Source organism: Peribacillus asahii, assembly GCF_003570725.1.
Taxonomy (GTDB): domain Bacteria; phylum Bacillota; class Bacilli; order Bacillales; family DSM-1321; genus Peribacillus; species Peribacillus asahii.
Window position 1 is genome coordinate 1 of the sequence record NZ_QWVS01000002.1, and the last position, 14,618, is coordinate 14,618.

Below are 14,618 nucleotides of genomic sequence, written 5' to 3' on the forward strand. Positions count from 1 at the left end.
ACATCTGTAATATTTCAAAATTTATTCGATAATTTAGCCTTTACCATTGAGGGATATCCCTCCTTGTAAGTAAAAAAGAAAAACCGTGTACCTTTGTGGCACACGAGTTTAATTTGTTTTATTTTTTATTTTATCGTTTTCTTTTTTATCTTGAACATTTGGATTGTTAATTTTATTATACAATTCGATTAGTCCCTTGGCTGCTTTCACCGGATCAAAAGTTCCTCTTTCACCATATTTTACTTTCACGATGAAATCACCTCGTTTTAAAATATGCGAGAGGATTTTGTTTGGAATCTTGTCTACAACGTATTTTTTTCTGGCGATTAATCACTCGTTATTTCTCCTCCCAATGGATTAAGTCGGAGCTATAGCAGTATCTTGGAGAAGTTCTTTCTAAGTTGGTTATTTTAGTTCCTTCAATTAATTTCCTGATAGCAATTAACCTCTTATATAAGGAATGGAACTGTAACGCTTTGAGAAGGCAGCAACATCAATATAAGCTTTCAGAGTCACGGTTTCTTCCACTGTTCCCGCTCGAATGGGTTTACTTCCCCTTCACGCTGTGTTCGGCTTCGCAAAAAATGCTTCCCCCGATTTAAAGCCATTTTAAAGATTTCGGCATCCTTTTGTAAAAGTGTATTAATTTCCTGTGATGTAAGAATGACTATGCATTTTTCCAACTGGATAATATATTTCAATGCCCTTCACCCTTTCAAATCGGTACACTTCAGGTATACCTGTTTTTAAGTAAGGTTTCCTTTATTAGCCATTTTTTCATAGATTTCCGCATATTGGTCAACCCGCTTGAAAATATCCTGTTCATTAACCTTTTCAGAAACTTCCCCACTATGACTAATTTCGGAAATATCGGTACTTTCACCACGGCTCAACCGCTCAACCTTCACGGCAATTTCAAGTAATTTTGCTATCTCATAAGGTGATAATGTTTCAGGCTTAATGTGTTCGATTGCGTCTTTTACCTTATGGAGCAATTGTCGGGATACTTCGGCATGGTCCTTAATCATTTGTTTTCGTAGCTGCACATTCTCCAAAATAGCCTGCTTATCCATCTCTTCATCAAATGCCTGGGCACGTTCTACCCAGTTATGTTGAGATGACCAACGCTTAATTAACGAGTGATTTTTACCTAGCTTTTTCCCAACATCCTTAAGGTTTCTTGTAAGCCCCAAATTCCTATAAACGATAAAGCCCTCAAAGGCTTGTTTACTTTCGCCTTCCTGGCGTTCATATGGCGGTTTCATTGTGGCTATTCCCCTCCTTTTCGGTTAACTTTTAGCAAAGTACCTCGCTACAATCGTTAACACTTCCCCTTCAATGAGCAATCCTGGTTTCCACTCGATATAAGCAAACTTGTTCAACAGATCATCCAATGAATCTTCCGTGCTACTCACTTCTTTTAAAGTGATTTGGAGTTACTCCTCGCTTTAAACTAGCAGCGGTTTTCATGGTGATATCATAAAGTTTTTCTGTTGAAATTTCCGATAAATCCCGCGCTGCAAACCCTTCTTTTAAACGAACTAACTGTTCACCGAATAACCCGATTCTCTTTTTCTTTGAAACATAATACTTTTCTTGTAGCGGCTCCAATTCCAAAGCATAACGATTAATAGTTTCCAACTTCACCCCGCTACCCCACTTAATCAATGTAGCCTTGTTAACCCCCATTTCCTTTGCTATCTCATCATAGGAAACACCATTTGCCCTTAACTCAATAAATTGCTCTTTTTAATTAATTTTCATGATTTTAGTCATGTAACATCACTCCTAAAATAGTTATCTATAACCATGTGATTGAGACGACATTGGCTAACGGCTAACTTGGAGGTAGTTGGTTCGACTCTTCTTTTCAATTCTATACCCCACCTACTGGCATTAATTTCTGAGATAATACAGATAACACATATCTGTCCGCCTTATCAGTCTTTGTTAAATCCCTTGTGTCTCTAAGGCTGACTCACCTTTGCGTACAGATGACAGATGAAAATCAGTTAATCTAAATAGGAATGATATATTATCTGTTTACTTTTAATAGAAAATCATCTGTCCTCTCTGTCCTATAACTTCTTCAACTCTTATGGCTCAAGGGCGAATCATGAGGACAGATGATACAAATCATTTGTCTTTTACCTGTCCTCTCTGTCCTTTCTCCTGAAAACATATTGTTTTCCGTATTCACCAAATTTAACCCTACCTTTGCCGACTTGTTCCCACTCCCCAAGGCTATTCAATACTGCTTTTATTTCTCTGCCACGAGCGGTTGTATATTGGTCACGGTATCGCTTTAAGACCTTTTCCCACACGTGCATTGGACAAGTTTCGTTAATTGGGACTTTAATAACTCCTTCCTGTGTACGTTCTTCGGTATATCCCCTATCAAGAGCCTCTTCAATAATACTTGCAAACTCACCTTTATCTGTAAAATCAGATTGAACCCTCCTGGCTTGCTTTTCCAGATTACTAGGTAAAGCTAATGGTATATCATTTGCTTTCATGTATTCATACTGATAAACTGCTTCAGCCCATATCTGTTCTACTTCAAGTGGATTATTCTTTTTAAACCATGGCTCTTTTGTATGTGCTTTAACAATCCACCATCGTCTGTTTCCTGTGTCATCCTTTAAAGGTAGATCATCGTTTGTGGTAGCAACGAAAATACATTGTCTAGGAACACGAATTGTCCTTCTCCCATACGGAGGTCTGTATACATCCTCTGATGATGAAATGAACTGTTTTATCCGCTTTTGGTCTGCCTTACCGACCGCTGCCATTTCCCCTAATTCAATAATCCAATTTCCAGATAAATGCTCTTTTGCATCTTTGCCTCTAATTTCATCAAGGGAATCTGAAAACCAGTCACTACTAACAGCTAATTCTTTAAAAAATGTTGATTTACCAATCCCTTGCCCTCCTTGTATTGTCAAAACAAAGTCAAATTTGCATCCTGGCTCGAATATCCGAGCAACCGCTCCCACTAATGTTAATCGCATCTGCCAGCGGTTTAAATCTGTATCATCTGCATTAAAAAAATCGACCAATAAAGAATCCAACCGCTCTTTCCCATCCCATTTAAGCATTTTCAGGAAATCCCTTACTGGATGATATTGGTTGTCCAAAACCACTTCATTTAAGGCATCGAAAATAATATCTTGCGACTTGATACCATAATGAACGGAAAAATAATTTCTTAAGCATGAATCATCATGGTTGGTAATCTCCCGATATTGCCCTAGCCGTTTCCAAGGTACATTCCCTACAATATCAATCTTTTGTGTAAATAGATTGAAGGCAAATTTGCTCTTTAGGTTTTCATCATTTTTTAAGATTAATAGTGTATTAAAGGCATTGCTCAAAATTTTCCCATTATCCGATTTTTGCAATTGCTCTTTCCAATCGATAACTATGCGTTCATTATGGGAACCGGTTTTCATTTCTCCAAAAACCATGTTATTTTTCAAACCTAGTGCCTTATCTACGCCGTACTTTCGGAGGGTGGATAATTCTTCAAGAGATTTTTCCATCGTTCCACAACTCCCTTAGCAGCATAGAAATAACTAATTTGCTTTTCTATATCTATTTCATCGCGTAAACCTGCTAATAATCCATTTAAAAGATCCTCAAGAAGTGCTCTGTCGTGGTAGTAACAAATTAAAAGGGAATCCTTCTCCAAGCAATCTATCGTTTTATATGTTCCTGCCCTTTCCCTCATGTAATCCCTTAGGTCACAGAAGAAATAAAACATTTCGTTACATTTCTTCAAAAAGCGCTTTTCAAGTTCCCTATCTTCTTGTTGACTGATAACTTCTAGCTTCTGTTCTTTAGTTAGCTTTGTTTGTGCTAACCCAATCCGTTTAGCCAGACGAAAAATTGCTTGCCCATTTTTTATACCATTTAATCGTGCATAAAGGTTTATCTGATCACCACTGACCCCACAGCCAAAACATTTAAATATATTTTTCTGGGGATTTACGCTAAAAGAGGCTGTTTTTTCACTATGGAATGGGCATAGCCCTATAAAATTCCGTCCTCTTTTCCGCAACTGTATCGGTGACTCCTCAACGATTGTTAAAATATCAATCTTTGATTTTACTTCTCTAATGGTATAGTTTAAAGTCAGATTCATTTTCACGCCTACTCCTAAAAAAGATTGTGAATATGTCCTAAAGCTTTTAACCCTATTAAAAACTCTTTATACAAAAGATTTTTTATTTATCAATGTTTACTTCTTCAGTGGAATCTTTGGTAAATCTATATTTATTTTCTTAGGCCACCCATCCGTATCAAATAAACAACTTTCTTCTACTCCAAAAAACAGCGACAACTGTTTCCTCAGCTTGGGCCAGCTTTTTCTATACTCATTTTCTAATTGAGCAATTGCAGATGAATTAATATTAAGTTCCCTACTTAATTGAATCTGGGACAGCCCTTTTTCCTTACGAAGATACTCTATTAGGGTCATATCTCCACCTCCTTCCATTTTTACCTAATTACTACAAATTCATGGTAATATAATTTACATAGAAAAAAATCGTGCGACAAATCGTGCGACAATAGGTGGTGTTTTATTTTGAAACCAATTCAGTTGTGGCTTCCTTTTTTTAATAAAAGTTGGGATACTCCCTCATTTTCAAGGGACATACAACGTGCACAGAGGAACTGGCTTGGGGAGGATAGAATTTGGTTACTTCCAGGCTTGAACGAAGTTAAAAGGTGGTCTAAATCGGTATCTATTTTTAAATATCATGAATGCGCAATACCGAGTGAAACCTTGAATTGTATTACAGTTGTAAATGTTTCAAAAGATGGAGCCTTTTATCCTCCAATCGGGAATCCAATTCCAGAAAAATGGAAAGGTATTATACCTACTAATCTATTAAACTTGTGGTTAAATTCAAGTAATTTTGGTTTTGTTAGTGCTAAAAAAACAATTAATTTGCCCTTACCTTTTTTTAAAGAAAACGAAGTTATTTATAAAGAAGTGGAAATAGGTTTAACTCCAGGTCCATCATTTCCTATCTCAGAATTTGATGAAGAAACACATGAAGTCGTATTAAAGTTAACGTCGGATGAAAATAGCTCGGTGGAAATTATTAGTCCTGAAGCTGAGAGTCTCAAATTAAATGGACCATACCAATGGGATAATCAGCCAACAGAAGAAACTCTAAATTTGGTAATTAACAAAGATGGAAAAAAATCTTTTCACAGCGCAATTTTATGGAATGAACCATTTTTTAGGATGTTTCCAGATGGCGGTGGGATGGATTTATTAAATCACAGAAATTTAATGAAGAATTGTGCGCGAGATATTGAAAAAAACAGGAGTAAAATTAAATTACAAGCCAACAATTTTACGAAAGAAGGATGGACCAATCTAGAAGCTCTAATTATAGCACCCACTCTAATGACTAAAGGTCCGGAATCATTACTTTTTGATATAGAAGGAAGCTTTAATATTGAAGTGGATAACCTTAGAGAACTTCTTGATCACCCTAAATATAAAGAAATATTTAAAGAAAAAGTACCTGTTACGAGGATTTTTGGCTGGGAAGGTTACCTTTGGTGGGAATTAAATAAAATTGTGAATATTGAAAATAAATTTATGAAAACATGCTCTTTATGCGGAAATATTATCTATGGAAAAAAAGGTAAGACATTTTGCAACCAAGAAGATAACCTGGATTGTTACAGAAAACGGAAAAGACTTGATAAAAGAAGAGAAAGGAAAAAATAAAAGGGGTAATCCCCCTTTTTTAATTAAAACGTCACGAGCATTTATTGATGTGTTGTTTTAAAGTGCTTAACCCGTATTTTGAATCCGTATTTACTTTGATTAATTAGCCTTATCCTCTTAATTATTATTATTGCTTATATATAAACAGCTCTTCTCTCATAGCTCGTTCTGCTACCACTTGTCCATGCTTTACGATATAGATATAAACCTTCTCCAACATATCACCAAGGTCCTCTAAATGCTCTTCTGTGGGCATATAGTGGTCATTATTGGAGATGATAATAAAACGTTCCTCACCATTAAATCGCTCGCTGTAGAAATCCACAAGGGCCATATTATCAAACATCTTCACATTTTGGCGGCCATTTTGCTTCTCATAAACTTCTACAATTCTATAATAGTCTACAGCTAAGACTCGATTGGCCCTACCAGTTGGTATCAGTTCCATTTGTACAAGTCGTTTTGGTGGTTTCATCGTTATATTTCTCTGGCGATTGATTAAGGCTGTCCGCTCTTCTTTTTTCGCATCAATATCAATAAGTTGAGCATTCATTTGATTTATAAGTGCAGAATTTTTGTTGTCCGCATTCTCCATCTGATATTTATTCAATTTAGCTAACGTATCATTATACTGACTATGAAATGCTTTGTTTAAAAAGTTTGCTAATTTATTAAGTTGAATTTCTCTTTTAGAACGGATTTTATCCCTTATCTCAATACCAGCTGCCAAAGCTTTTGACATAGATATCGAATCCTGTATCGAATTAAGCTCTGTCAAAGCCCCCTCAAACTGGCTTATCGATAACCAATACGGGTCTAATTGTATAATAGAGCCATCTTGTCTTTTTGCCATATAAATAATTTGGCTTTGTAGTTCTTTTCCTGTTCCATCATTAATTGTAAGACTATAAACTTCTACACTAAGCGGCTCCGGAATATCATAAGAAATCATATAACGTCCCAAAGCAAACTTTTCACTTTCTTTCGCTGTTAATTCCATAGCCAATTTAAAAATGGAATGATCTTCGTGTAGCATTGAAACATCGGACGTTTCATACTCTTTATAGCCTGTATATCTATAAACCTCTGAATTCGTCAAATGCAATTGAGGAAATGATTCACGCAAGAACTTCGGAATCCGTTCAATCCGCTTTACTTTCCCTTCATTTGACTCAAGAACTCGCACATTTCTCTTTTTTAAGATATAATCCGCAAAAGATAAATGCGTACGAAATGGGATTTTCTGTACAGTTATTTCACCTTGTTCACGCTTTAGAGAAGGAACATCAATGGTTTCTTCGTCTAAACGCTCTTCTTGCATAACCTTAAGGATCTTTAAGTGTTCATCAGATATCGCTTTGTCCATCTTTGCAATAACATCATCTAGTTTCTCTCTATTCAGAACTGCTTCTTGCATAATCGATGCTAAACTATCATGATCTTCTAATAATTCTCCAATAAAATTGTATACAAGGTCCGATCCCAAATCTTCCTTCATTTTCTCCATCTTTTCTAGAAGTCGCGTCATAACATGACCTTCCCTCGTATTCTGAGCTACTAGGTTAAAGATAAAGACTTCATTCTTTTGCCCAATTCGATGTATACGTCCCATCCTTTGTTCTAGCTTATTAGGATTCCACGGAATATCATAATTAATCATTTGATTGCAGAACTGTAAATTAATTGACTCGCCGCCGGCATCCGTCGCAATCATAATTTGGCACTCATTTCGAAACATTTCTACTTGCCGTCTGCGTTCATCCATTGAAAAACTACCGACAATCTTTGCTACTTTCGGCACACGCTCCAAAAGTTTACGTTCTAAATAATTCATAGTGTCAGCGGCTTCTGTAAAGATAAGAATCTTTTCTCCTTGATGAAGTAGCCCGTCTACACCGAATAATGTCTCTTCAAGCTCCTGATATTTTCTCTCAATGGCATACGTCTGCAAATGTGTTGTTTTAGCAAGTAAACGCTTCAATTCTTTCAATTCTTTTTCTAATTCTTCCGTATCAATGAGATCAACAGCTTGTTCCAGTCTCTGCTCCATTAACTCTTGTTGCTCATTTGTCTCTTCATCGTACTCTGCCACATTCATTTTCTCTATCAACTTCATATATTTATTTCGCTCCATCTCCGTTTGCTGATAGAGCTTTCTCAAGCGCTTGTATCGGCGTTGCAGCGATAAGTGAATGGCTTCTATTGAAGAACTGAGTCGACGCTGTAATAGCATCATTGCAAATGCCGTGCTATTATTTCCATTGTTCATCGCACGATTAAAATGCTCCTTAACATAATTTGTTACAGCATCATATAAATCTAATTCTTCATCTGTTAAATGATATTGAATAGTTTTTGTTGTCCTCTTCGGAAAAATAGGTGTACCATCAAAATTCTTCAAATTCTCTTTCAATCTTCTAATAATGAAAGGATTACTTTTTTCTCTCAATGTCTCATTTACGCTAGTATTTGAAAAGATATCTTCATCAATGAGCTTCATTAAATGACGAAAATTCTCCATATCCCCTTTATGTGGAGTGGCTGTTAGTAATAAACAATGCGGCACCTTCCGTAGTAGAAGTTCCCCAAGCTGATATAGCTTCGTCCGTGTCGTTTTCTTTTTGATTGTACCATGTGTATAGGCCGCCATTTTATGTGCCTCATCGACAATAATCAAATCAAACTGCGCTTCATTAATTAGCTGCTTAATATCATCTTTTGCAGCCCAATATACGGATGCTAAGCACTGATTATTAGAAACAAATGGATTTTTTCCACCATACTCTTTCACTACCGCTCGATTAATAATATGAAACGATTCATGAAATTTCTCATATAATTCTTCTTGCCACTGTTTCAAAACTAAGGGTGGTACCAATATTAAAATTCGTTCCACACTATGCCTAGCTTTCAATTCTTTAATCAGCATTCCTGACATGATTGTCTTCCCTGCACCCGGGTCGTCAGCTAACAAGAACCGAGTTTGTGGAACTTGCAACATTCGTCCATAAACCGCTTCAATTTGGTGTGGCAAAGGTAAAAGATTTTTACTCCCTAATGCTCTTGTCTTTGCATACTTTGCTTCGTTGCGTAACGCATTGTATAGTAAATACTGCTGAATATCTAATGGATCAAGCTTCTGTTCAGTTGAATCTGACACATTTAAACGCTCCATCGATGCAAATGAATCCTTCTCTACTAATATCTCAAAGAACTGGTTTGAAGTTCTGCCAATTGCTTCGACAACGTAAAACACTTCATCTATTGCTTCACATTTCTTAATCTCAACTGTTTCAGGAAACTGTGGTCCTTTTACAACATCTCCCGCTCTAAGCATCAACATCCCCCTATAAAAGATCCCCTATTCAAATGAATAAGGGACATTATCTTTTTAACTCTACCATTGTCATATCAATACTTTTTACTAATTCAAATTTATCTTCAATTAAGTCCCTTGCTTTTATATGATAATCGAAAGGGAAGAATAGAGCATTGTTATTCATTAGTTCTAATGGCAGAATATGTGCATCATTACACGCCAGTAAAACTTCTGCAATCAACTGTTTTAATTCTGGAGAATGAACTTCAATTTTTTCAGATAATGAATAGGAACGATTTTTGTAAAGTTCAGTAATTCCCCAAGACTTAATACTTGTTAGCACAGCACTCGTTGCTACCTCTACCCTACGTCTTTCTCCGTAAAGGCTTTTCATCTTTCTACCTAAGACTTGGCTGGGTACCATATCCTGCATACGAAGATGAAGTCCCATCTCCCTAACTAAATCATAAAAAAATGGGTATGCTAATATCGTCATGCACCAATGAAGTAAAATCCGTTCCTCTTGTTTTAATAATGGGAACATCTCTAAAGCTTTTTCACGAATAGAAGAATGATTTTCACCAACTAAATACCATATTTTCATCAACATCGTGATGGCATTTTTCCGAGATTTTGCACCTTGAATATCAGTGCGAAGAAAGTTTTCCAATACATCATACATTTCCTTACGTTCTAGTCTTCTAGCTTCATTTGCTGTAAAGTCAAGGTGATGGAGCAGCACCTTCTGATCAAATCCTATTGGTTTAGTCACATTAACCTACCTCTTACTTAAGACATTACTTTTATAAATGGAACAATAACTTCCTCGATACTAATGCCACCGTGGCTCATAATAGTCTCTCCACGATTTACAAACGCAGCACCATTCCTAGCTAATAGTACATGATATTGATTAGGTAAGCCAATGTCATTCCATTTCAATGTTTGATTATGTTTTTCAGCTGCAAAATCTCTTAATTGTTTTAAATCATAAATCCTAACACGTTCACCTTTCGTTTCAGCAAGAACCCCTTCGGAAATGCGCCCAATTCCGACACTCTCCCGGTTACCATGATCGGCCGTTATATAAATCGTGAAGCCAGCCTCCTGCAAGTCCCGAATTAAGCGAGATAAATAATTGGTGTCTAACCATATCCTTAACTCGGAAGACACACTTCTAGCTCCTTGTACGGCACCATGTAACATACGATCTACAATATCAATTACAGCACCATATACCCTTACATTTGGCTGTTTTAATGGCAAAATATTTTCCTTTTCATATATTTCTTGACCAAGACTTCTTTGATAAACAACATTTTTACGTGGTACACCTTGATTCTCCCAAAACTTATTCCATAATACAGATTCTTTGTTAGTAGTAGAGATGGAGTTAGCAAAATAAAATGGCTTCATTCCTGAAAAAATAGATTGACGTGACACCGATGTTAACGTCGGAACCCAAGCAAATACTCCATGTTCCTCAAAAGATAACCCCTGTCGAATGAGTTCCTCTCGTATCTGGGCCCACTGAACAAAGCCCATTCCATCCATCACGAGTAAGGCCATCTTATTCTCCTGTTGTGTCGCTAAATAATGAGGAATATGGTGAACCATCTTTGGCCATGGCAAATGCGGTAAGGTACTAAGAGATCCATAATACTGCAACATCCACTCTTCAAATGGCTCATCAATTTGATTAGAAATTTCTGCCGCTTCCTGAGTAAAGGTCCCTGTTACTATAGCTCGATGCTTAAACTGTCCGTATGTTTCTGCAAACTTACCCCATTCTTTATAGCGATAATCATTGATTGTTGACTCTTTTAAACGTTGATATAAATGCGCCAGCTGATCTGTATCCATTCTTAACGTATCTGTCTTTATGCCGACATGCATCCACTCAGGTAAAACGTTCACTTGAAGACTCTCTACCGGCTGAACCAATCCTTCTCCAAACAAATTATCTAATATACCTTTAATAGATGGATTTGTAAAGGGATGAGCTTCATAATATCCTACATCCTCAATCGCAACTCCACTTTGTGTTACTGCTAAATCATGAACCTGATGCACAAACGTATCCCATTCTACTCCAAGGTAGCTATAGAAAAATGAAGACGAAAAGACAAGCTCTTTGATTGGCAACTCTGCCAGGTCGCTCTTCTGTATAAGTACGCTCACGATATATTCTTTCACGACATCTGGAATGAAATCTAATTCGTAATGAATGGTAAGTAGCAACTTCCAAAGCTCAGCACGTGTATATACTAAATCATAAGGTAGCTTATAGAGATGCTTTGTTAGAAAATCTAGAGTATCTTTATTAGAAGAAGAGCCTTGATACCGCTCGTGGGCGGCATACAAGGCATCAAATACTTCTATATCAAGCTGTCTTATAATTTGTGCAGAGAACTTTGGGAAGATATTCGCTAAATCAAGACGAACCCGCTGACCAGACTGCAGTAAGTCATAGGGAAACACATTATAATCTTGCTCCTCCGCTCTTACAAGTAGACAGCCATCTCTCTGTTCAATTCTAGCTCGATACTCCCTCTCAAACTCATAACGAAATAGAATGCTATCACTAAAATTGACCACTTGTATCTTCTCTTCATGTAAGCTTGTTAAAATTAGCTCATCTAACAGCAATTGATCACGATCCAGAACAAGATACAAAGGGTTGTTATTATTAAATTGTCTACATATTTTATCTCGCCAATTTGTCATCTTTGTTCCCCTTGTCCTTACTTATAATCCTAATCTAATTTGAGCATTATCGTAATACATCAGCAACTTATCATCCTCTTGAATCACACTTTCAGGAAGACGCTCACCGACTGTCACAATTTTTTGGTAATCCTTATCACTCCATGCCTTCTTAAATCCTGCACGAACAGCTTCTGTACGGAATTGTTTCAACTTCTTCTTGCTCTTTTCAAGCTCTTCAATGTATCCTTCAAATTCACGTAACAGTGATTTCTCACGCAACTTCTCCAAATCCGCTTGCTTGTTTGGATCTGGAACATACCAGCGGTTTAATGCTTTATCTTTCAATGTCGAATCATCATTATCTAAACCACGCAAATCTTTATAATTCTTGCGCAAATAGCTGGCAATTTGATCAGGAACAGAAGCATCACCGTCATAGCGAAGGAAATTTTGATAAAGTAAGTCATCCAACTCCGGCAACATTTCATGCTTGGCAATATGTTGGATTTCTTTCATAAATGCTGGATGTAAATCCTGACGTGTTTGTGTTTTTTTCATTAATTGCTGACGAATCCATTCGATTGCACTTGTTTCATCGGAAACAAATAAGCTCATTTGGGCAAATTCTTTTACTAATATGCGTTTCTTATCATATTCTGCAACCTGATTCTCTAAAAATGCCATACCATCCCGCATTGGAAAACGCTGTGCTACACCTACTTGAAATTCTGGAGAAGAAATAGGAACTGGTAATCCATTTTGAACATGATATGCTACCATACGGTCAAACAATATTCGAGGTGTACGCTCTGCTATAATAGTAGCCTCACCTTTCTGCCCTATAAATACAGGAAGCTGTTCAAGATGTTGCATAACAAACGTCCACGCTGATGCTTCCGTGTTTGCTTCATGTTTCATTTTCTGAACATTTTCCTCTCTAGGTTTATAGGCCGAGATAACTAAATCTTGTTTTACTGCAGTTGTCGAGGTAACTGCTTTAAAACTTCCTTGTTGTTTATCCAACACAGAAACATTCGCAATCACAAAACCCGCTCTCTGGATAGCCTCTTGTATAGCATTCCATACACTTGCTTGAGAATTACTAAATTCTACAGTAATCCATCTTCCTGGTTTTAAAGCTTTATAGTAATTACTAAAACACTTTTCTACCAAATCCTGATATTCGGGAAGCCCTTTTCTTTGAGTGCTATTAATAATAGCTTCAGTATTATTATTTGTTCTAACTTTTAACCAAGACTCCCAAATAAAGCTTAATTCTGAGTACATTATGTTAGCTCCAAAAGGTGGATCTGTAAAAATATAATCGACAGAATTTTCTTCAAGTTCTAAATCAGTAGTTGAACTACAAGAAATCACAGTTGAACGAGACTGAATTTTATAAGCATCAACGAATCGCTTTAATTTATTATAATATGCATCAAAGACATTAGATTCACTTACCTGTGATCCAATATAAAGTGTCCCATTTAAAGGATTATAAGGAAATGATACTTCTGGTCTAAATCGATTCAATTTAGAAATGTTTATTAATTGACTACTAAAAAGTAGTAGTAAAGGATTCTCCAATGAGCTTTTCTTAAAACGATTATATAACTCAGATAGAATATGCAGATTTCTCAAAGAGTAAAAATGATGCACATTTGTAAACCCATGACTATTAATTGGCTGTTTAGTATTGTAACCATCTGGAAGCCCTATTGTAGGTACCCAATTATGAAATTGCATTTCTGTGATTTTTTGTAATACCTCAATATCATAATCATCTGGCTTCTTAAAGAATTTCTTTTTGCCAAAAGAGTAGTTTACAAGCACTAATACTTGTTTGGATTGCTCAACTACCTTTTCAAGAAGTTGGTCATAAATCGTTTCTTTAATTCGTTCCATTTTATTTTTAGTAAGTTCTACATTACATGATGGACAAGAAAAAGCCTTTTTTACCTTCCCTGTTTCAGAATCACTTGCAGCTTCCCAAAAAACAACTTCGTTAGCGCAATTGGGACATTCAAAAACATCGCTCCATACATAGTAGTTTACCTTACATAATTTTTTAGAATTAGTTTCAGAATCTATATGATACGTTTGGTACGCCCATTTGTATCTCTCTTCGACACTTTTTATTATAGACAAAGCTTCTTGCTCGAATAAATGAGTATCGGTTGGACTATTAAAGTTATAGGAAATAAACGAGGCTTGAGGAGACAAATCATTTATTATAGCTTTCCTATTACCCAATTTAGAAATTACTTTTCCTTCCTCATCAATCACTTGTAAATCTTGGTTTACTTGATATCCTAAGCTATTTACCTCTTTTTGATTCCCACATAAATTTGCCGCAATTGCTGTCATTCCAGTCCCTGCAAACCCGTCTAAAACTACATCTCCTGGCTTAGTGTAGTGCAATATATATCTCATAATGGCTTTATGCGGGACTTTCGTATGATAGGAATGCGCAATATATATTGGATCTCTCTTCCCTTCCGAGATGTCTGCTGTGTATGGTTTCCTAGCCACATCTTGCTCATTTCCAAAATTATCATTTTTCCATAATTTTAAAAATTCATTATTCCAAGGATTCGGACAAACCGTATAATAAGGTGGATCCGACAAAGCAATAATATCCTCATCATTCCCTATAGGAAACCCCTCAATCTCCTTAAGCTCTGGTAACTTCTTTCTCAATTCATTTCGAAAATATTCTCTTCGCTCATCATCATTCTTAAATGTCATCCCCAAACAGACAACTGGTTGATTGTCTGCTTGAGTATTTTCATTCACAAATGAGAGCTGTTCTGTATCTTTTGACATTACACTCTTCAC

At 36.3% G+C, this 14,618-nt stretch carries 12 protein-coding genes; 1 reads left to right on the plus strand and 11 read right to left on the minus strand.

The features are described 5' to 3' along the window. Positions 1-108: 108 nt before the first annotated feature. The 7 genes from D1953_RS21045 to D1953_RS00145 all read right to left on the minus strand — a co-directional run bounded on the left by D1953_RS21045 (position 109) and on the right by D1953_RS00145 (position 4,480). Positions 109-249, minus strand: a complete 141-nt coding sequence (locus tag D1953_RS21045) for a hypothetical protein (protein WP_182480454.1) — start codon at positions 247-249, stop codon at positions 109-111. A 263-nt stretch (positions 250-512) separates the two neighbouring features. Beyond that, positions 513-701, minus strand: a complete 189-nt coding sequence (locus D1953_RS00120) for a hypothetical protein (RefSeq protein ID WP_119115129.1) — start codon at positions 699-701, stop codon at positions 513-515. Positions 702-746: 45 nt separating this feature from the next. Further along, complete coding sequence (locus D1953_RS00125) at positions 747-1,265, minus strand: hypothetical protein (RefSeq protein ID WP_119115130.1); 519 nt, start codon at positions 1,263-1,265, stop codon at positions 747-749. Positions 1,266-1,407: 142 nt separating this feature from the next. Next, positions 1,408-1,647 (minus strand): hypothetical protein, encoded by a 240-nt coding sequence (locus D1953_RS00130; RefSeq protein ID WP_142920423.1) that lies wholly within the window; start codon positions 1,645-1,647, stop codon positions 1,408-1,410. 500 nt (positions 1,648-2,147) lie between these two features. Next, entirely contained in the window at positions 2,148-3,542 is a 1,395-nt protein-coding gene (locus D1953_RS00135) for a virulence-associated E family protein (RefSeq protein ID WP_119115132.1), read from the minus strand. Next, positions 3,494-4,144, minus strand: a complete 651-nt coding sequence (locus tag D1953_RS00140) for a CHC2 zinc finger domain-containing protein (RefSeq protein WP_119115133.1) — start codon at positions 4,142-4,144, stop codon at positions 3,494-3,496. Before D1953_RS00140 ends, D1953_RS00135 begins: the two co-directional genes overlap by 49 nt. Positions 4,145-4,240: 96 nt before the next feature. Further along, positions 4,241-4,480, minus strand: coding sequence for a helix-turn-helix domain-containing protein (locus D1953_RS00145; RefSeq protein ID WP_182480455.1), 240 nt, complete (start codon positions 4,478-4,480; stop codon positions 4,241-4,243). A gap of 108 nt (positions 4,481-4,588) precedes the next feature. On the opposite strand from D1953_RS00145, the gene D1953_RS00150 reads away from it, so the two are divergent. Further along, positions 4,589-5,752, plus strand: coding sequence for a hypothetical protein (locus D1953_RS00150; RefSeq protein WP_119115135.1), 1,164 nt, complete (start codon positions 4,589-4,591; stop codon positions 5,750-5,752). A gap of 127 nt (positions 5,753-5,879) precedes the next feature. On the opposite strand, the gene D1953_RS00155 is transcribed toward D1953_RS00150, so the two are convergent. From D1953_RS00155 to D1953_RS00170, 4 genes are read right to left on the minus strand one after another with little or no spacing between them, the layout of a single operon-like run. Continuing rightward, the gene (locus D1953_RS00155) at positions 5,880-9,089 is read right to left on the minus strand and encodes a helicase-related protein (RefSeq protein WP_119115136.1); all 3,210 of its coding nucleotides are present in this window, start codon (positions 9,087-9,089) and stop codon (positions 5,880-5,882) included. A 46-nt stretch (positions 9,090-9,135) separates the two neighbouring features. Further along, positions 9,136-9,843 carry a hypothetical protein gene (locus tag D1953_RS00160; protein ID WP_119115137.1) on the minus strand — a complete coding sequence of 236 codons (708 nt, stop codon included), beginning with the start codon at positions 9,841-9,843 and terminating at the stop codon, positions 9,136-9,138. Positions 9,844-9,860: 17 nt separating this feature from the next. Beyond that, complete coding sequence (pglZ, locus tag D1953_RS00165) at positions 9,861-11,798, minus strand: BREX-3 system phosphatase PglZ (RefSeq protein ID WP_119115138.1); 1,938 nt, start codon at positions 11,796-11,798, stop codon at positions 9,861-9,863. A gap of 21 nt (positions 11,799-11,819) precedes the next feature. Further along, positions 11,820-14,606: a DNA methyltransferase gene (locus tag D1953_RS00170; protein WP_119115139.1), complete on the minus strand. Its 2,787-nt coding sequence runs from the start codon at positions 14,604-14,606 to the stop codon at positions 11,820-11,822. Between the last annotated feature and the right edge of the window lie 12 nt (positions 14,607-14,618).

What these genes read in the sequence shown, in the direction of transcription:
- D1953_RS00140 (WP_119115133.1), bottom strand. Translation starts at nt 4,144, where the DNA reads ATGAATCTGACTTTAAACTATACCATTAGAGAAGTAAAATCAAAGATT.
- D1953_RS00145 (WP_182480455.1), bottom strand. Translation starts at nt 4,480, where the DNA reads ATGACCCTAATAGAGTATCTTCGTAAGGAAAAAGGGCTGTCCCAGATT.
- pglZ (WP_119115138.1), bottom strand. Translation starts at nt 11,798, where the DNA reads ATGACAAATTGGCGAGATAAAATATGTAGACAATTTAATAATAACAAC.
- D1953_RS00155 (WP_119115136.1), bottom strand. Translation starts at nt 9,089, where the DNA reads ATGCTTAGAGCGGGAGATGTTGTAAAAGGACCACAGTTTCCTGAAACA.
- D1953_RS00170 (WP_119115139.1), bottom strand. Translation starts at nt 14,606, where the DNA reads ATGTCAAAAGATACAGAACAGCTCTCATTTGTGAATGAAAATACTCAA.
- D1953_RS00125 (WP_119115130.1), bottom strand. Translation starts at nt 1,265, where the DNA reads ATGAAACCGCCATATGAACGCCAGGAAGGCGAAAGTAAACAAGCCTTT.
- D1953_RS00135 (WP_119115132.1), bottom strand. Translation starts at nt 3,542, where the DNA reads ATGGAAAAATCTCTTGAAGAATTATCCACCCTCCGAAAGTACGGCGTA.